The sequence below is a fragment of the Paenibacillus sp. AK121 genome, from assembly GCF_019042715.1.
GTDB lineage: Bacteria > Bacillota > Bacilli > Paenibacillales > Paenibacillaceae > Paenibacillus > Paenibacillus polymyxa_C.
The window spans coordinates 35,488-54,400 of sequence record NZ_JAHPJM010000002.1 but is presented as its reverse complement, the minus strand read 5'-3'; the positions used below and the strand labels follow the sequence as shown (position 1 = coordinate 54,400).

Sequence of the window (18,913 nt, the reverse complement as noted above, 5' to 3'; positions counted from 1 at the left end):
GTTCCCGGAAATAAGCCGGAGAGCGCCTTCTTTATAGTTAAGTCTATCATTCAACCTTAGCCTTCCGGCTTATCTGTTAATTTTAACGTCACCGACTCTTCCTTGCCTGCCCGGTAAAAGGTAACTTTAAGCTCATCGCCAATCTTCTTGTTATCGTACAGGTAGCGACGCAAATCAAGCGTAGAGTTAATCGGTTCGCTATCAAACGCTGTAATGACATCGTTCAGCTTCAAGCCGCCCTCCTTGGCAGGACCATGGGCCTCCAGAACAACGGCTCCATCCTTGACGCTGTCAGGCAGCTTGAGTTCCTTGCGCTGAGTTTCATCCAGCGGTGCATATTCATTATTGAGGTCCACCGTGTACACCCCCAGATAAGGGCGGGTAATCTTGCCGTCCTCAACCAGTTCATTCACCGTCTTCATTACCTCATTAGCAGGAATGGCGAAGCCCAGTCCTTCAACACCTGTATCGGCGATTTTCATCGTATTGATGCCAATCACCCGTCCGTCCAGATCGACCAGCGCTCCGCCGCTGTTTCCTTCATTAATTGCTGCATCGGTCTGAATCACATGCTGTTCCCAGTCATATACACCATCCTGATTAATGGAGATCGGAATGATGCGATTCGTATAGCTCACAATGCCGGAGGTCAGGGTGTCTCCCAATCCGAGCGGGTTGCCAATCGCAATGACCGTCTCGCCCAGACGAAGTTTGCTGGAGTCCCCGATATCCGCTACTGTGCTAATACCTTTATCATCAACGGCCAGTACAGCGATATCACTAATGCGATCCTTTCCGACCAGCTTCGCCTCTTTTCTGACACCGTCTACGGTTACAATATCCAGATCATCCGATCCTTCAATGACATGGTTGTTTGTCATAATAAAGGCTTTGCCTGAGCTCACACGGAAAATGACGCCCGATCCAAGCGCGGATTGTTCCGTACTTTTACCGTCTTCCCCCTTCAGGTTTACGATGCTGACGACGGCTGGGCGTACCTTGGCTGCCGCCTGCACAATCCGATCATACGGATCGCCCGCTGCTTGCCGCAAGGGATAATGACTTGCTCCGGTTACCGCTGTAGTGGAGGGCAGACCTGTAACAAAGCTGAACAGCAGCACGGAAACCACTGCACTCACCGCACCGCTAATGACAGCAGCCTGCACCGGACTTACCCGACGATTCCTGTGCGGCCAACGTCCTCGTCCTCCGCGACGCGCCTTAAATGCCGTTTTTTTAGCCGCACGTGTGGACACCTTCGTTGAATAAAAATCATCATCAAACAAGCCCATGCTAATCCTCTCCCCTTCGTTGTCATGCACCGACACTCACTAAAAAATTAGGGCTATTCGGGCTTGCGCCAACCTATGCTACAGAGAACCTGCTCCGTTGAACATCTCAAATGGATTGAATATCCCCTACCATCGGAATTCAGCAACTAATCGTTCCGGTCTACTTATTAATCACCACAAATAGAACCTTCCTAAGCAACCAAATCTCATAAATTAGCATACACGCCGAATCTGACCCCGAATAGAGGAAAAAAGAGGAATGATTTCCAAACCAATGGACTACAATAGTAACAAGTCTTCTATTCTATTACAAAATGATCGTCTCATAGAGACGTTCTGGCTTGTTCCCGTCCGCTTAAAGCAGCCTATACTTTCGATGAGAGCCTTCCTTCAGAAAGCTTTCTGTTGTTAGCTTTATTGTATCACAGCACTTGGCAAAACCACAGGCAGAACCAAGCTTATTGCACGCCATTTTAAAAATATTTTTACAGGAGGAATATAGGATGAATTCCCATCGTTCCGCTATGGATGAAGTTCGCATGGCAGCCAAGCTTGCGGATTTGAAAGACGAGCACTACCGTAATACACTGGCGCTAAGTACATTGATTGAGCTACTGGTGGACAAAGGCATAGTGACCCGTGAAGAGGTCGAGCGCAAAGCCGCCGAGCTGGACAGCTTTATGGCTCACTTACCTTATCCCAAGGTGTAGGACGATCATAATACGTATCACACAATCGAAACTCACTATCCTTGTAAAAACAGCCGCGGTCCTCCATTGCCCCGCGTACGGTCAGCTTCGCAAGCTCCATCATATTGTGGTCGCGGCTCAAATGTGCCAGATACGTCCGCTTTGTCCGTCCGGTCAACAGCTCGCTAAGAATCGCACCTGCCATCTCATTGGATAAGTGGCCGATATCACTGAGTATACGGCGCTTGATGTTCCAAGGATAGCGGCCCATACGCAGCATTTCTACATCATGATTAGCCTCCAGCACCAATACATCTGCATCTGATATCGCTTGTTTTACCTTATCGCTGACATAGCCGAGATCGGTCGCTACGCTAAGCTTCTCTGCCCCATCATAAAAGCTATATCCTACGGGCTCAGCCGCATCATGGGAGATGCCAAAAGACTCTACACGCAATGACTCAAATTCCCGTGTCGCGCCTGTCTCCAATATTCTGCGGTTATCATCCGCAATTTGCCCAACAGCGTTGCTGATGGCAAACCATGTCTTCTCGTTAGCATATATAGGTAAATTATATTTACGCGCCATGGCGCCTAGTCCTTTAACATGATCGGAATGCTCATGCGTGACCAAAATACCATCCAACTCTTCTCCGCTCAGATCGCGTTCTTTCAGCAATTCGTCAATACGCTTTGCGCTGAGACCTGCATCGATGAGCAATGTCGTGTCTTCGTTCCGTACAACAGTAGCGTTGCCGGTCGAACCGCTCGACAGCACGGTAAAAGAAATCCCCATATCTGTTCAAGACCCTTCTGTATGTTCTGTCTTTGGACTAATGACATCTCCGTTCATCTGTACATAATACACGCCTTTTCCGTTGTCCAGCATAAACCGCCACACCGGAGCAGCCACCTGGCTATCGGAGTTAAAGGTCTGTCCGTAATATCCGAGCCGGATATCCTTCACTACGGAGTCACGCGGCAAATAGCCATCGATCAGCCTCGCCAAGGCTTTGGACGCAGGCAGCATTTTCTTTGCCTCATCCGAGGGCTGGAGCTCTACCTGAATTTTGCGATACCCTGTAATCTTCTGATTGCTGTAAAACAGAGCTAGCTTCACATTAAAGAGCGGCCACTTGCCCTGTACCAACGGATGCAGTACAAAAGCATCTGCCTGTCCGGATACGAACTCCTCCTGGACATCCAGCGGATCATACTGATAGCTATCGATATCCTTGATTTGCGGCTCCAAAGCCTCCACTAGCGCATCATGAGTGAATACCAGCTTGCTGTCCACTGGTCTCAGCAGCTGCACAAGTTCATCTTTCTCTCCACTATGGACATAGGTGTAAGACAGCTTGGGCAGCTGCGGGGTATCTCCGGGAATCGGAGCCAGCACCTGAATGCTTTTCTCTTCCATTAAACGCTGCGTGTTTTCATCCAGTGAAGTAAAATCCAGATTCGGCCCGGCCGTTTCCTGCGCATCATGCCACAGTTGATAACCCAATACCACATTGAGCAGCAAAAATGTACAGATCAGTACGTTTTTAGCGCGGCTCCAATCCATTCCCGTTCCCCCTTCCTATTATCACTTTGTCTCTTGGTCTGACTTTTTTAATGTTGTATTGGATGCTGTCGTTACAGGAACAGCATGAATCTCTGCAACAGAACCGTCGTTGAACGTAACACGCCACTCTGGGATGAGCTTCAATCCGTCATTGATCAGCTCTGGCTGATATACAGGAGTTAGATCTCTAATCGACTTGCCGTCGCCTACCGTTTGCAGTTGCTTCTCCAAGGTCTCACCACCTGGCAGCATCACTTTCTTTGAGGATTGCTCCCCGCCCTTGAGATACAGCAACGAACGATCATAGACAGATGCCGTTTCCTGCTGGATTTGCAAGGAGATCGTACCAAAGCGGAACGATGGCGTGTCCAGCACCGGATAAGCGCCATAATACTGCTGGAACATCACGCTCGTGCGATTTTCATTGCTGCTTCTCAATTTCAGCTGATACGCAGCATCCCAGCCGCCATGCTGATTCACAAAATCAACTGCGGCCAACACGTCCCTAATTGGGCTGCTTCCATCCGCTCCCGGTGCACTAGGATCGGTATAGCTCATCCAACGTTGATCCTGCTTGATCTGTAAGCTACGCTTGCTATCTGTATAAATCTGTGAACCATCTTTTTCCTGAATATTGCGCGTAATGCCCGGATCGAAAAATAAATTCCGCTGCATCTGTTCTGTCGTAAACAACCCGGCATATACCACAGGCTGTACAGTCTCCAGGTCATCCACGGGAATGTAATACTGATTATTCACCAGCTTGTACAACGGGGCATTTTTTCCAAAATTCACATGCTGCCGAATGTCTTCTACCGTCATATCGAACTGGTTCGCCTCATACACCACATCACCTCTGGCACTGAAAAAGAGTGCGTGCGGCTTGGCATTCTTTTCGTCGATGTAGATCCAGATGCGGTTAATCGTCTCCCCCTGAAATACTGAATCCGGCGTCAGACGCATGACCCGCTCCAGTAATGAAACCGGAACCCCGCCGGAAAATGATAATTCGATCCCCTCATTCTCACTGCGAATCCGTGCCCAGTCCGCTGACTGGATACTCCGACGTTGGAAATTGTTAAAGCTTCGGCTTTCCAGCCGTGTATAAATCAAATCGTAAAAAGTAACCCCCGGATAAAAAACGGTATGTTTCTTCTCACCTTGATGAATTAGCATCCTATCAGGGAATACAAGATTTTCAATCTTTCTCTCCTGCCCCATGCTTTCAGTTTTGACATAGTTCGTTTCTGAAGTGAGTACAGAATCACTGCCTGGAAGACGGTAGATCAAAAAATAAGTCTGAACCAGACTGGAAGCCACCAGCAAAACAAGCGTCCAGGACTTCAAACGTTCCTTCACTGTGCTTCCCTCCCTTCACCCGACATAGGCAGCGTAAAGGTTGTACAAGTTCCCTGACCATATTCAGACTCCAGGAAAATCTGACCTCCATGGGCCTTTACAATTTCCCGGGCAATCGACAGTCCCAGTCCTGTGCCACCCATATTGCGCGATCTCGCTTTGTCCACACGATAAAACCGTTCAAAAATTCGGTCCAAATCTTTTTTGGGAATACCAATTCCGGTATCCTGCACCGAAATAGCCAGCATTCCCTCATGGTTGCGGCGAGCCTCGATCCGGATACTTCCACCTTCCGGCGTATATTTCAATGCATTGGACATCAAATTGTCCAGCACTTGATCAATCTGATCGCGGTCGATCACGACCTTGCCAATCCCCTGCTCTACGAACATGCCTGAGCGAATGTGTTTTTGCTTCATTTGAAAAGAAAACCGATCCGCGACCTCATCCAGCATCTCCATCACATCGGCAGGCTGCATCCGCAGAGGCGCCTCATTGGAATCGAGCCGCGACAGATGCAGCAAATCCGTAACCAGCCGGATCATACGCTCCGTCTCGTTACGGATGACACCTACAAAACGCTCTGCGAGCTGCGGCTCAGCCATCGCGCCGTCATCCAGCGCTTCAGCGTAGCTACGGATCGTCGTCAGCGGTGTGCGCAGCTCATGAGATACATTAGCGACGAATTCCCGCCGCGTCGTCTCCATCTCTTCCTGCTCCGTCACGTCCTGAAGCACAGCAATCGTGCCCGTAATGCCAAATTCGCGCCGATGAATGGGTGTAAAGGTCACGCGGATGACGATGGGTTCATCCTGACCGGCCGGCTCCAGCTGCAAGAGCGTAGAAGCGGACGAGCCGCTGTACAGGGCCTCGGTTTCCTCCGGGTCGATCCCCAGCAATACCGCGATATGTCTGCCGGTCATCTCATTCTCGTTCACGCCCAGCATGGCGCTGGCCCGGCGATTGACCAGAATGACCCGGCCATGATCGTCGGTAGCGACTACGCCGTCGCTCATATTGGTCAAGATGGAGGAGAGCTTTTCCTTCTCCTCCTCATTCTGCGACAGAGCCTCACGTAGACGTCCTGTCATATAGTTAAAGGCCACGCTCAGCCTGCCGATTTCATCTTCGCCAAACACTGGCATCTGCTGGTCAAACTTGCCCTCAGCGACCTCCGTTGCATGACGTGTCATCACTTTGATTGGATGCGTAATCGTGTGGGCCAACACCACGCCCAGCACAGCCGTCAACGCGAGCGCAATCAGCATACCTGAGAGAAACACATTGTTAATGCGTTTCATCGTATCGTACAGCTCAGCCATCGAAGCAGCGATGTACACAGCACCGACAATTTTGCCTTGGCTGATGACAGGCTTGGCGACGACCTTCTTGCGGACGTTATCTTCGTCCACCATATATTCCTCGTTATCACGGATTCCTTGGAGTGCGCGGCTAACCACTGTCTGCGTATTTTTACGTCCGACATAGTCAGCATGAGAGCCTTGAGAAGTAATCAGTACTTTGCCACTGGCATCCAGCACCTGAATTTCCGCGCCGCTGAAATCAAACAAGTTATTCACGCGTGCACGCAGACTTTCGACGCTATCTTCCTCCATTTTGCCATCACTGCCACTCAGATCCTGCTCCGCCAGCACGGACAGCATCTCCGCCCGTGCTTGCAAATCCTGCGTAAAATTACTCGTCAACGAGTTCTTCATCGAGCTGACAAAATAGACTCCAATCAACTGCATGGCCACCAAGATTAGCAGCACATAGATAATAATCAGCTTGGCATGAATGGTGCGAAAGAAGGACAGCCATCTCATGCCCGCAGGCCACCTTTGCCCCCGCTAACGATATATCCGAGGCCACGCCGTGTCAGGATCGTCTCCGGCTTGCTCGGGTTCTCCTCAATCTTCTCGCGCAGTCGCCGGATCGTCACGTCTACCGTCCGCACATCCCCGTAGTACTCAAATCCCCATACCGCTTGAAGCAAATGCTCGCGAGTCATGACCTTGCCTGCATTTTTTGCCATATAGTACAGGAGCTCATACTCGCGGTGCGTCAGGTCAAGTGGAGTTCCGTTTTTATAGGCTGTATACATATCCGCATCAAAAAAGAGATCGCCTACGCGCAGCCCCTGCTTATCCTCCTGTGGGCGGCTTTCCGGCGTGCCTGCTACGCCGCGTTGCTGTCTACGCATCTGTGCCTTTACCCGTGCCAGCAATTCACGTGTGCTGAACGGCTTCGTCACATAATCGTCCGCACCCAGCTCCAGCCCTAGCACTTTGTCGATTTCCCCATCCTTCGCAGTCAGCATAATAATTGGCGTCTGAAGCTGATGTCCGCGCACCTCGCGGCATACGTCCATACCGTCCATGCCCGGCAGCATCAGGTCCAGCAAAATCAGGTCTGGCTGTTGCTTAACCGCGATATCCACCGCACTGATTCCATCAAAGGCGCAAATGACCTCGTAGCCCTCTTTTTCCAAATTAAATTTCAAAATATCAGCGATAGGTTGTTCATCATCCACTACTAGAATCGTCCCTTGCATACAGCGTTCACCTCTTCTCACGGATCATCATCTATTATTAACTTTCGTTTGTCAGTACCCATAAGATGCTTATTCTATTCTATCATACCCGTACGCTATTCCATTACTTTTCCAGACCCTTTTCTTTACGCAGAAAAAACCATGCCTGCACCTGGCTGTTAAGCATGCAGAAAACATGGTCTTTCTCCTTGATCCTCATCGAATCACATAACTCTCGATTTAAACATCCAATCTACCTTAAATACGTCATTGGATTTTGTGGCGTATTATTTTTGCGAATCTCAAAGTGAACATGTGTGCCTGTGGAACGTCCGGTGCTTCCCATGATACCAATCGCTTCACCTTGCTGAACAACCTGTCCCACATGAACACCAATACTATTCAAATGCCCGTATACTGTTTGATAGCCGTTGCGATGATCAATCATAATGACATTACCATAGCCATTCTGCTGACCGGCAAATGTGACGACACCTTCATCAGAAGCTTGAATCGTATGATCGCCGACCAAGTCAACACCTTCATGCATACGTCCCCAACGTCCTCCAAAGCTGCTCGTCATGATTGCACCCGCAGTCGGCCAGGCAAATTGGCCCGAGCCTTCCCCCTCGACTTTCGTTCCTCTCAGAACCACCTCGGTAACAGACGGCTGTAACACCTTTTGACCGAGCCATTCCTCTTGCACGACCTCACCGTTCTCCTTGGTCAAACGGTAGTCCATCTCTTTAAGACCTGCTTGTCCCGGTCTGACTACTTTCGTAACTCCTGCTTTCAATTCATCGCTCTGGCGAATCTCTACTTCAGGCTCGATAGCAATCTGCTCGACGACCTTTTCTACCGTTCGTACCGTAACAGGTACCTTGGGAGCCGTGACCTTTAACTCGTCCCCAATTTGCAAGTACAACTCACGCAGACCGGGATTGTTCTGCTTAATCTCCCAAGCCGTCGTATCGAACTTCGTAGCAATCGACGACAAAGAATCGCCTTCTTGCACCGTATAGGTTGTAGGAGCTTCACGTCCCTCGGTCAATACTTTAACCGCTTCCTCCTCCGTCAGCACCTTGTTCGGATCTGCTTTCACAGGCTCATACGCAATCTTTTCACGGATACTGGCAGACTCCAGCCATGCTTTAGGCGCCTTCGTGCTTGCGCTAGCATGACTACTCCCCACGGATGTTTTGCGAACTAGCCCCTTGATGCCTGAAGCCGTACCTTCACCCGCAGGTGTGTATTTCTTCTGCACTTGCTTTAAAGCCGCTTGTGCCGTCGCTTTATCCTTTACAATGCCAACCGTCTGTCCGTTGACCTTCATTTCTACTCCTTTGGCATAGGCAGTCAGCATGCCATCCAGCTTCTTCAACGTGGCTGCGCTATCGATATCTGCCTTATATGCCTTTTCCGTGCTCGTCGTGACCGCGCTCGTATTGAGCACCATTTGCACGTCAGGATACTTGTCTTTATACTGCTTGCTCTTCGTTGTATACAGCTGCTTAAGCTGCTGCTCATTCAGGATACTGCCGACCTCAACGCCTTTAACATACACTTTATAATAAGGAACCGTATTGGCACCAACATACTGATTGCTAGCAAAAATAAGACCGCCAACAATCACAATGCCGCCTGCCGTCCAACTTAACCATCTTTTCCGTCCGTTCCACCATGTTGCTATTTTCCCTGCTTTATCAGCAGAATTGCTTTCAACGCTTGAATTTCCATTCCTGTGGTCTGGTGATAACTTCCCCTTAGAAACCTCCATGGTTCTCTCCTTTTCAGCATATCCTATCTCTATTAAATGCGTTCATTATTGTCCTTTTACATGATAAAAGTAGCCGTTTTACAAGCTTATCTATGATAATAGTCGCTATCTAGCATTGCATAGTTATGTAAAAGGTTTCAAAAATTTAACCTTTTCACAACACAGTTTACTTTAACATAGCTTTTACAAAGAATTCAACTGCACTCCAATTACTTCCTAGCACGCAAAAAAATCCGCGCCCGGCGCGGATTCTACAGTCCTGTTTTGAGCATTAACATTGCCCATACATTTATGCGTTTTATTTATGCATTATTTAAGCATACCCATCAATTTGTTATATTCCTCTTTGGTCAAATACTTCGCAAGCACCTGCTGAATATCTTGCAGCTCCTGCTCGGTGAGACCGCCTTCCATCGCAGCTGATATTTTCTGCATCTCTTCCGGCGGAAGTTTATTCATAAGAATCGTAAAAATCTCCTGCTTCTGAGCCGCCGGTAAATTGTTCTTTTTCTCCGTCAGATGGTCGGGCGTAATGACCAAATCATGGCCTTCGATACTCGTTTCAGGTGTAGCTGTACCTTCTGCCTGCTGACGCGGCTCGCTGTCTGGTGTTCCCGCCGACGTGGCCCCTTCCTGAGATCCCTTGTCGTTGGATGCACCACCTGTCTTATTTCCGCTTTCTTCTAAGCCCTGTCCCATGACAGGCAAAGCATTATCAGGCGGTGTTACACTTCCAGAGTCGCTCCCTGTCGTCTTGCTCTTCCCTGTACCTGTACTTTGATCAGTACCAGCGCTGCCTTTTAGCCAGCCCCATCCCCATATCGGCTGATGATCGAGCTGAATGTTAAATTGCCGTAGCAACGATTGAACATAAGCATTCACGACCACACCGGTCACTGCCAGTGTCAGCGCGCTGACCAGCACCACCGTCATTCCTTTTTTAAGTAGCCATCCAAGCCACCTCATATCCCGTTACCTCCTTATACGCATCTTGCCATGTGTACATCATGAAGTGCATATAGACCAGTATTGACGAGATATGACGATTTTTAACCCTTGGAATATGTAAAACTAGCACAAACACAACTACACAGAAAAAAGGAGAGAAAGGAATTAACCACCTCTCTCTCCTAATCGTGCAGGAATAGCTATATTTTAGAACAGGCATGACGCCTTCATAGAATCCTATAGATGTCTTACAAATAAATCGGAAGCACTTGGTTCGTTTGATCGCGGTTACGACCAACCGAGAAAATAGCGATTGGAATGCCTGTCAGCTCGGATACGCGTTGTACGTAATTGCGTGTATTCTCAGGCAGTTCCTCCAACGTTTTGACGCCAGTAATATCTTCGCTCCAACCTGGCAATTCCTCATATACCGCTTCGCATTCCGCCAGCATTTTCAAGCTAGCTGGATAATGCGTGATGATCTCACCGCGATATTTGTAGCCTGTACAGATTTTGACTGTTTTCAGGCCTGTCAAAACGTCCAGCGAGTTCAGGGAAAGACCCGTTAATCCACTGACACGACGGGCATGACGGACAACGACGCTGTCAAACCAGCCAACACGACGAGCACGTCCTGTAACCGTACCGTACTCATGACCTGTTTCACGAATGTAATCGCCGACTTCATCGTTCAACTCCGTTGGGAAAGGTCCATCACCTACACGAGTTGTGTATGATTTAGCTACACCGATCACTTGTTGAATTTTGGACGGGCCTACACCGGAACCGATACATACGCCGCCAGCCGACGGGTTAGAGGACGTAACGTATGGATACGTACCTTGGTCGATATCGAGCATAACGCCTTGCGCACCTTCAAACAATACCTTACGATTCGCGTCGATTGCATCGTTCAGCACAACAGACGTGTCCGCTACATAAGGACGGATAAACTCAGCGTATTCCAGGTACTGTTTCAATATTTCTTCAACATCCAGCGGCTCGCCGCCGTATACTTGCTCAATCACTTGATTCTTTTCCTTCGTTAGATGGCGCAGTTTCTTTTCGAATTCCTCTGCATCCAGCAAATCAGCAATACGAATACCGTTACGTGCAGCTTTATCCATATAAGCAGGACCGATCCCTTTACGGGTAGTACCAATTTTGTTAGGACCTTTGCGGTCTTCTTCCAGCACATCCAACGTCATATGGTAAGGCATAATGACATGTGCGCGGTCACTAATGACCAAATTTTTTGTGGAAAATCCATTATCATGAATATAAGTAATTTCTTCAATAAGAGCGGCTGGATTCACTACCATGCCGTTGCCAATAACACACTTTTTATCTTCATAAAAAACGCCGGATGGAATCAGGCTCAGCTTATACTTTTTACCGTCAATGAGAATCGTATGACCAGCATTGTTTCCGCCTTGGTAACGGGCCACCACTTCAGCGCTTTCCGCCAGATAGTCCGTGATTTTACCTTTGCCTTCGTCTCCCCATTGTGTTCCCACAACGACTACAGTTGACATGTTTCATTCCTCCGTGGAGTGCCCACAGACACTCTGATTTTGAGCTGACGCGCTAACACATATCTGGCTTCAGCCGCCTCAGCGGGCAGATATGAAGCGTTCTCGGACAGCAGGAAAAAACGTCCGTCGCAGACATTCCACAAGTTCGGAAAGCCCCGGGCGTAATGATCTCCCGCTACGTTGAAGCAGCACTATAAGTGTACCAGTACCATTTTTCAAAGTCAAATAAAAAGCGAACATTATATTACATGAAAATAGTATTGTTCGTAATTGAGAGTTTCAATCGTTCTATGAAAATATATGAATTCTATAAAAAAGACTCTCTCGAAATCGCGATACCCGCGTCGAAAGAGCCTTTTCTAAACATACTAATATATTAACCGGCGAACGCATCCGAATGGGCACGCTCGTAATTAGCGAATTTATTATAATTTTTAAGAAATACCAACTCTACCGTACCGACCGGGCCGTTACGCTGCTTGGCAATGATAATTTCAATAATATTTTTCTTTTCTGTTTCCTGATTATAGTAATCATCCCGGTACAGAAACGCAACGATGTCAGCATCCTGCTCGATGGAACCCGATTCCCGCAAGTCACTCATCATTGGCCGCTTATCTTGACGCTGCTCTACACCCCGACTCAGCTGGGAAAGGGCGATTACAGGCACTTCAAGTTCACGGGCGATTTGTTTCAATGTCCGTGAAATTTCGGATACCTCCTGCTGCCGGTTCTCGCCCGCTTTGCCGCGTCCGTGAATGAGCTGCAAGTAGTCAATAACGATCATACCCAGTCCCTTTTCCGCCTTGAGACGGCGGCATTTGGCTCGGATATCAGCCACAGTGATGCCGGGCGTATCGTCGATATAGATTTCCGCCTCTGACAAGGCTGCAATGCCCATCGTCAGCTTCGCCCAATCGTCATCGCCCTTAAATTCACCTGTCCGCATGACGTTCGCGTCCAAGTTTGCCTCGGCACAGATCATCCGCTGCACGAGCTGAGCCGCAGACATTTCCAGACTGAAGATGGCAACCGTCTCTTTTGCCCGTACTGCAACGTTTTGTGCAATATTCAGGGCAAATGCCGTTTTACCTACAGATGGACGAGCAGCCACAATGATCAAGTCATTGCGCTGGAAACCCGCTGTCATCTTATCCAAATCAACAAAGCCGGACGGAATTCCGGTCGTGTTGCCCTTGTTCTGATGCAGCAATTCAACGCGGTCAAACACTTCCATCACGACATCGCGGATGGCAATAAAGCCACTGCCTGAGCGCCCGTTGGAGATTTCCATAATCTTGCGCTCGGCATCGCTCAGCATACCGGCGACATCCTCGCCACTGCTATAGCCTTCGCTCACAATCTGTGTAGCTGCACGAATCAAGCGACGAAGCATCGCTTTTTCTTCAATGATCTGGGCATAGTAATCCACGTTAGCCGCTGTTGGCACCCCGTGAGCCAACTTCGCCAGATAACTGACACCACCGATATCCTCTAGCTGTCCCTTGTCTTGAATTTTCGAGGTCAGCGTAACCAAGTCAATCGGCTGTCCGGATTCACCCAGCTCAATCATTGCTTCGTAAATCATCTGATGAGCTTTATCGTAAAAGTCCTCGGTCTGCACCCGCTCCATTGCGGTAATCAGTGCTTCGGACTGAAGCAAAATAGACCCGATAACCGCCTGTTCAGCCTCCAGATTTTGCGGAGGAATCCGATCAAAAAATTCGCCGCCCATAATTATTCTTCAGTCACCTGTACTTTCAGCGTAGCTTTGACCTCAGGATGAAGCTTGACGGTCATTTGAGTCACGCCCAACGTACGAATCGGTTCTTCCAGTTCGATTTTGCGTTTGTCCAGCTTGATGCCTGTTTTAGCAACAGCCTCTGCGATTTGCTTGCTTGTAATCGCGCCGAACAGACGTCCACCTTCTCCAGCCTTTGCTTTGAGCTGAATTGTTGTCTCTTCCAGCTTTTTGCCGAGTATTTGTGCCTCTTCCTTTTCCTCTTGCTTGCGTTTTTCCTCAGCAGCGTTTTGGTTTTCCAGCGTCTTCATATTTCCTTCCGTTGCTGGGCGGGCAATCCCACGTGGCAACAGGAAATTTGCTGCATAACCGTCCGACACTTCCTTAATCTGCCCCTTCTTACCTTGGCCCTTCATATCTTTAATGAATATTACTTTCATTCAAATAACCCCTCTTCCCCATCAATTTCGGCCAGAACGTCGACCACTCTGCGCTTAGCTTCCTCCAGCGAGCAATCCAGCTGAACCGCTGCGTTTGTCAGATGTCCTCCGCCGCCTAGCCGTTCCATGACGACCTGTACGTTCATGCGTCCGAGTGAACGGGCGCTGATCCCCACCAGGCCGTCAGGACGTTCACTGACCACAAAGGAGGCCAGTACATCCGTCATATTGAGCAATGAATCCGCCACCTGAGCAATCAGAAGCTGCGGTATTTTTTGTCCGGGCTCGGTCACCGCAATTGCGATATGCCCATATATCATTTTAGCATGCTTAATAATTTCCGCCTTAGCAATATATTCATCCAGGTCCTCTTTTAACATGCGCTGGATCATGACTGTATCTGCTCCACTACGTCTTAAGAAGCCAGCAGCCTCAAACGTACGTGAGCCTGTATGCAGGGAAAAATGCTTGGTATCCACCGTAATCCCCGCCAGCAGTGATGTTGCCTCCAGCGGTGTCAGCTGGACCTTCTCATGGATATATTGCAGCAGCTCGGTCACCAGTTCACAGGCCGATGACGCGTATGGCTCCAAATAGATTAGAACAGAATCATTAATAAATTCCTCGCCCCGACGGTGATGATCCACAACCACCACCCGGCTGGCCGTCTGCACCAGACGAGGCTCAATCGTCATTGAAGCCTTGTGCGTATCCACCACAACCAGCAGGCTGTGCTCGGTCATCACCTGAAGCGACTGCTCCGGTGTCATGAGCGCTTGCGACAGCTTCTCATCCTTGTTTACCTGCTCCATCATTCGGTCAATAGACGGATTGGATTTGTCCAGTACGATATGGGCCTCTACATTGTAAAGTGCCGCGGCCTTCCATACACCGATAGCTGCTCCTATTGCATCCATGTCCGGTATTTTGTGTCCCATAATCAGCACGCGGTCGCTCTCCTGCATCAGATCACGCAGCGCATGTGCAATGACTCGGGCTCGCACCCTGGTACGCTTCTCGACAGCATTGGACTTGCCTCCATAAAAGGACAGGCGCTGTCCCGCTTTCACTGCTGCCTGATCCCCCCCGCGTCCAAGCGCCATATCTAGACTGGACTGGGCCAACTCGCCCAGCTCCTTGATACTCTCTGCGCCGAAAGACAAGCCAATGCTCAATGTCATCGGTACTTTCAAATCCGCCGTCATTTCCCTCACGGTATCCAAAATGACGAATCGGCTCTGCTCCAGTTCTTGGAGTGCTTTATGATTCAGCATAATCAGATAACGCTCAGATGACAACCGGCGCAAATAAATATTGTACTGATTGGCCCAAGACGTAATCTCGCTGGAAACCTTCGCAATAAGCGCGGTGCGCTGCTGATCGTCCATTCCCTGAGCAGCCTCGTCCATATTATCAAGCATGACGATACCAAGCGCCAACCGCTCGTTCTCATACTGTTTGCGCAGTACCGCGAGCTCCGTCACTTCATACAAATATATCAGACGCTCATCAGGCACGATTAGAAACTGATAATGACGCTCATCATGCTGTAATTCCACCTTTAGTTCACGAGCAGGCTCTTTCGTTTCCTTTTTAGTGCTTAGAGCATTTGCGAGTTGAGGAAACAAATCTTGAAGTGGCTCTCCAATCAACGATTGCTCCTCGAACATCTCACTGGCAAAGCGATTGTGCCATTCTACGGTTCGATTTTCACTGTATAAAATGATACCGAACGGCAGTGTACTGATCGCTTCTCCCTCCACCCGCTTAATCCGGAAGGAAAGACCACTGATATATTGATTCAGTTCCCGACGAAAATCCAGCTCCGTCTTCAGCATCAGTCCGCCGAGCAAGAATGATAGCAGCAGTCCTATCACACCCAGTTCCCAGTTGTACATGGAAATACATATGACAAGCACCAGCAGCAGTAAAAACGCCCAGACCGTCTGATAGCCGTGCCAGCGTTTTTGTAGAAATTTAGGCATGACTGTTCACCCTATTTCTTTGATCTTGTAATAGCTTCACGCAGCGGAAAGGCCAAATCAATAATACCTATAATGCGGAGCGGCTGGAACACCAGAACGACGAGCGACAGCAGCAACGCAATCACCGGGCTCTTTTTACGGCTATGCGTCCAGAAGTATACAAAACCAATTGTCTGGATAATAAAACATGCATGGATCAGCGGTAGCATACTAATGGAGACCGTTTGAATCCAGCTGCTATCGGAAGAATCCGCTATCCATCCAATTACAATTGCCAGCAGATAGTACCAGATCAGCGTACGCGGTAGCATCCACTCGCGGGCAGGCTTCATTTTACGTACCGGCACATCGAGACTATTCAATGCTGGACGTGCCAAAGCATGTGTGATCACTGCCAGTATGAACGAACTGACAATCATCACATATGGAACTTTACCAATGAGCATTGTACCGAGTTTCTGCGTATCTTCAGCTGTCCAGCTCATATTCGCAAACATCGGATTCGCACTCAAAATCTGCTGTACAATACTGGCCGACATCTCAGCCTGATCACGAAGGGACTGTGAAAGATCAAACCCGAAGGAATACGTAGCGATAAACAGTACAAACAACAATTCGGCTAAAATAATGCCCGTTCCGGTCATCAACGCCTGAAAGGCAGATCCTCCTTTTTTATATACCCGTCCCATCAATATAGAAGGAATCAGAAAGTAAATCGCAGGAAGCAGCGAATACACATCGAGTAGCGCTATAATTAAAAGCACCGGTATGACGTGAACCAGAAAACCTTTGAAAGGCAGCGATGAAAACAATACAGCGCCAGGCACAATCAGAAAAAATACGGTAATAATTCTAAATGGTGTCAATAGAGTCAGCAGCAGAAGCAAATAAATAATGCTCCATGCTACAGTGGCCAAGCGGAATTTCAACGTTTTCACCTCTTACGCATATGTTCTTCCAGTGCGGAAATGTCCTGATACCAATCCTCCAACTGGTGTCCTTCTTTTCTGTGCTTTCTTAGCTTGTCGATGAGTAGATCATCCAATTCACGGTAAGACACCCCAAGACGCCTCCCCAGAATATAACTGCTCATCACCAGGCTGGCCAAACAATCACCAATACGGACTGTACTGCCTTCCCACATCGCCCTAAACAGACGGGAGACTTGGTCAAGCACCTCTGTTTTAAGCCATTCAATAACCTTGGCTCGTTTAACTACATCCATTTCTTTAGGCATATGATGAAGAGTCACACCCCTCTGAAAAAGCTTTATTCTCCATTATAGCATATCCTATTTTGAAAATAACTGTTACCCCATAGGGTAAATCGTTATTTTCAAAGCAGCTCTGCTGCTTATTTTAGCTTGAAGTATTAAGCGATTCCTTAGACACAAATTTCTCACAATACTCAATAATTTGGCTGCGGCGCACGATACCGATAAACCGTTCCATATCATCCACGACGGGCACAAAGTTTTGTACCTTCGCCAAATTAATCAGATCCTCCATATTGGCATCAATGGATACAGGTTTCATCGAAACCCGCAGCGGAACGTCCTTGAGCATAAACTTAGAAGCGTTTTCAAAGGTGATTTTCCCCTCAGACTCTTTCATATGCCACAATAGGTCACCCTCTGTAACCGTACCCGTATATCTACCTTCCTTATCCAAAATAGGAACCGCTGTGAACCGGTGATATTCCATTCGTTCCAATGTTTGCCGTAGAGTAGCATCCGCCGTTACACAAGCGACCTCTTGTTTGGGAAGCAAGAAAAAAGCGATATTCATGAGAAACGAATCCCCCTCAAAATCAAATATAAATCAATTGATTACTCACTGAATGTCCTGCTTGTCGGGAAGCCTCAGCGTCTGCGGGGTTGTATCAGAGTCTAGCCAGTTCGCAATCATAAGTCTGGCATATTCAAGCTCCTGTTCATTAGCCCGGTCATAGTACAGGCCCTTTTTCTTGAACCCTTCCCCCGTAATCGTAAAACTTGAAATTTGTGGATTCCCCTGTGAAATAGCTTGCTTGCCAAACCCAGTAATAAAGGCAGGTTCCATATCCGTTGTGAAATTGGCTCCCATAATATCGAGCAGCTCCGGGATCTTGGTGATTCCATCGATATTCAGCAGCCTATCGGCCATAGCGTTCAAAAAAATTTGCTGACGTTTTGTACGGTTGAAGTCGCTATCTTCCCGATACCTAACATAATACATGGCTTCTTCACCATTATAAAGCGGCTTGCCCGCCTCAATACGGAACTTGATATGCAGCGGGTTTTTATTCTCGATGGGCTGATCGATAGGAAGCACAACTCCACCCACTGCATTCACGGCATCCTGAATCCCCTGGAAATTAATCGTAGCATAATAATCGACCTTATGCTCCATCAGCTTCTCTACGGTGGCCATGGACATATCCTCGCCTCCGAACGCATAAGCATGCCCTAACTTATCAAAATCATCCTCGCCATCTCGATTGGAATCATGTCCGGCAATCTGTACATACGTATCCCTTGGAATGGAGACCAAGAGCACACGCGATTCTGCGGGCCGTACAGCAGCATATATCACCGTATCTGAGCGACCACGTGCCTTTTCGTTTGGCCTTTGATCCGTTCCCAGTAGCAACACCGAAAAAGGCTCCTTTTGGTAAGCCACCTTCTCTTGCGGCTGCTGTTCCGCGGATTGACGAGGCTGGTAGGATTTCTCCAGTTTGCTTTCCAGCGTCGGTGACACAAACCAGTCGAAAGCCACGAGCGTCAGCTGTTTGCGGAATAGATAGCCTCCCACTGCAACTAAAAGCAAGACAATACATGAAATATATAGAGCGGTAAACCTCTTTTTCTTTTTGGGCTTTCCACGGGTCCTTCTCTTATGTCTTCTCTCCATCATGGCTTCCTTCCTTCTTTCGTCCACAAATCCCATCTCTTCATTAAACCGGATGGGTCCCTCATGAAGCGGAAACTTCCCCTCAAAGCATAAAAGGTCAGCTACCTTGTTGTCAAAAGTGCCATGGCGTGGTCAGTTCCTCAAATTCATGACAAA

The 18,913-nt window shown here is 48.5% G+C and carries 17 protein-coding genes; 1 reads left to right on the top strand and 16 read right to left on the bottom strand.

Annotated elements, in window-relative coordinates; all coding sequences use genetic code 11:
- Positions 1 to 56: 56 nt before the first annotated feature.
- Positions 57 to 1,292, bottom strand: a complete 1,236-nt coding sequence (locus tag KSP24_RS03495; protein WP_102997369.1) for a S1C family serine protease — start codon at positions 1,290 to 1,292, stop codon at positions 57 to 59.
- A 503-nt stretch (positions 1,293 to 1,795) separates the two neighbouring features.
- Here KSP24_RS03495 and KSP24_RS03490 point away from each other — a divergent pair.
- Positions 1,796 to 2,002 (top strand): hypothetical protein, encoded by a 207-nt coding sequence (locus tag KSP24_RS03490; RefSeq protein ID WP_013373883.1) that lies wholly within the window; start codon positions 1,796 to 1,798, stop codon positions 2,000 to 2,002.
- Here KSP24_RS03490 and KSP24_RS03485 read toward each other — a convergent pair.
- The 15 genes from KSP24_RS03485 to KSP24_RS03415 form a co-directional block, all read right to left on the bottom strand.
- Positions 1,971 to 2,777, bottom strand: a complete 807-nt coding sequence (locus KSP24_RS03485; protein WP_016822471.1) for an MBL fold metallo-hydrolase — start codon at positions 2,775 to 2,777, stop codon at positions 1,971 to 1,973. The two genes, KSP24_RS03490 and KSP24_RS03485, sit on opposite strands and share 32 nt — an antisense overlap.
- Positions 2,778 to 2,783: 6 nt before the next feature.
- A complete protein-coding gene (gene yycI, locus KSP24_RS03480) occupies positions 2,784 to 3,548 on the bottom strand; it encodes a two-component system regulatory protein YycI (RefSeq protein ID WP_016822470.1) in 765 nt (254 codons plus the stop codon).
- A 21-nt stretch (positions 3,549 to 3,569) separates the two neighbouring features.
- Positions 3,570 to 4,907 (bottom strand): YycH family regulatory protein, encoded by a 1,338-nt coding sequence (locus tag KSP24_RS03475; RefSeq protein ID WP_017425993.1) that lies wholly within the window; start codon positions 4,905 to 4,907, stop codon positions 3,570 to 3,572.
- Positions 4,904 to 6,658: a cell wall metabolism sensor histidine kinase WalK gene (gene walK, locus KSP24_RS03470; protein WP_373364934.1), complete on the bottom strand. Its 1,755-nt coding sequence runs from the start codon at positions 6,656 to 6,658 to the stop codon at positions 4,904 to 4,906. The genes KSP24_RS03475 and walK overlap by 4 nt, the downstream gene beginning before the upstream one ends.
- A gap of 71 nt (positions 6,659 to 6,729) precedes the next feature.
- Complete coding sequence (yycF, locus tag KSP24_RS03465; protein ID WP_013373888.1) at positions 6,730 to 7,461, bottom strand: response regulator YycF; 732 nt, start codon at positions 7,459 to 7,461, stop codon at positions 6,730 to 6,732.
- A 232-nt stretch (positions 7,462 to 7,693) separates the two neighbouring features.
- A complete protein-coding gene (locus tag KSP24_RS03460) occupies positions 7,694 to 9,217 on the bottom strand; it encodes a M23 family metallopeptidase (protein ID WP_216974476.1) in 1,524 nt (507 codons plus the stop codon).
- 309 nt (positions 9,218 to 9,526) lie between these two features.
- Positions 9,527 to 10,183 (bottom strand): hypothetical protein, encoded by a 657-nt coding sequence (locus tag KSP24_RS03455; RefSeq protein WP_017425989.1) that lies wholly within the window; start codon positions 10,181 to 10,183, stop codon positions 9,527 to 9,529.
- A 230-nt stretch (positions 10,184 to 10,413) separates the two neighbouring features.
- Entirely contained in the window at positions 10,414 to 11,700 is a 1,287-nt protein-coding gene (locus tag KSP24_RS03450) for an adenylosuccinate synthase (RefSeq protein ID WP_040102464.1), read from the bottom strand.
- Positions 11,701 to 12,076: 376 nt separating this feature from the next.
- Positions 12,077 to 13,435, bottom strand: a complete 1,359-nt coding sequence (gene dnaB, locus KSP24_RS03445) for a replicative DNA helicase (RefSeq protein ID WP_013373892.1) — start codon at positions 13,433 to 13,435, stop codon at positions 12,077 to 12,079.
- A gap of 2 nt (positions 13,436 to 13,437) precedes the next feature.
- Complete coding sequence (gene rplI, locus KSP24_RS03440; RefSeq protein ID WP_040102463.1) at positions 13,438 to 13,881, bottom strand: 50S ribosomal protein L9; 444 nt, start codon at positions 13,879 to 13,881, stop codon at positions 13,438 to 13,440.
- Positions 13,878 to 15,866, bottom strand: a complete 1,989-nt coding sequence (locus tag KSP24_RS03435) for a DHH family phosphoesterase (RefSeq protein ID WP_013373894.1) — start codon at positions 15,864 to 15,866, stop codon at positions 13,878 to 13,880. The genes rplI and KSP24_RS03435 overlap by 4 nt, the downstream gene beginning before the upstream one ends.
- 11 nt (positions 15,867 to 15,877) lie before the next feature.
- Positions 15,878 to 16,795 carry a DUF2232 domain-containing protein gene (locus KSP24_RS03430; protein ID WP_216974475.1) on the bottom strand — a complete coding sequence of 306 codons (918 nt, stop codon included), beginning with the start codon at positions 16,793 to 16,795 and terminating at the stop codon, positions 15,878 to 15,880.
- 5 nt (positions 16,796 to 16,800) lie between these two features.
- Positions 16,801 to 17,103, bottom strand: a complete 303-nt coding sequence (locus tag KSP24_RS03425) for a MazG-like family protein (protein ID WP_216974474.1) — start codon at positions 17,101 to 17,103, stop codon at positions 16,801 to 16,803.
- Between the two features lie 121 nt (positions 17,104 to 17,224).
- Positions 17,225 to 17,653 (bottom strand): CBS domain-containing protein, encoded by a 429-nt coding sequence (locus KSP24_RS03420; RefSeq protein ID WP_013373897.1) that lies wholly within the window; start codon positions 17,651 to 17,653, stop codon positions 17,225 to 17,227.
- A 45-nt stretch (positions 17,654 to 17,698) separates the two neighbouring features.
- Entirely contained in the window at positions 17,699 to 18,760 is a 1,062-nt protein-coding gene (locus KSP24_RS03415) for an LCP family protein (RefSeq protein WP_216974719.1), read from the bottom strand.
- Between the last annotated feature and the right edge of the window lie 153 nt (positions 18,761 to 18,913).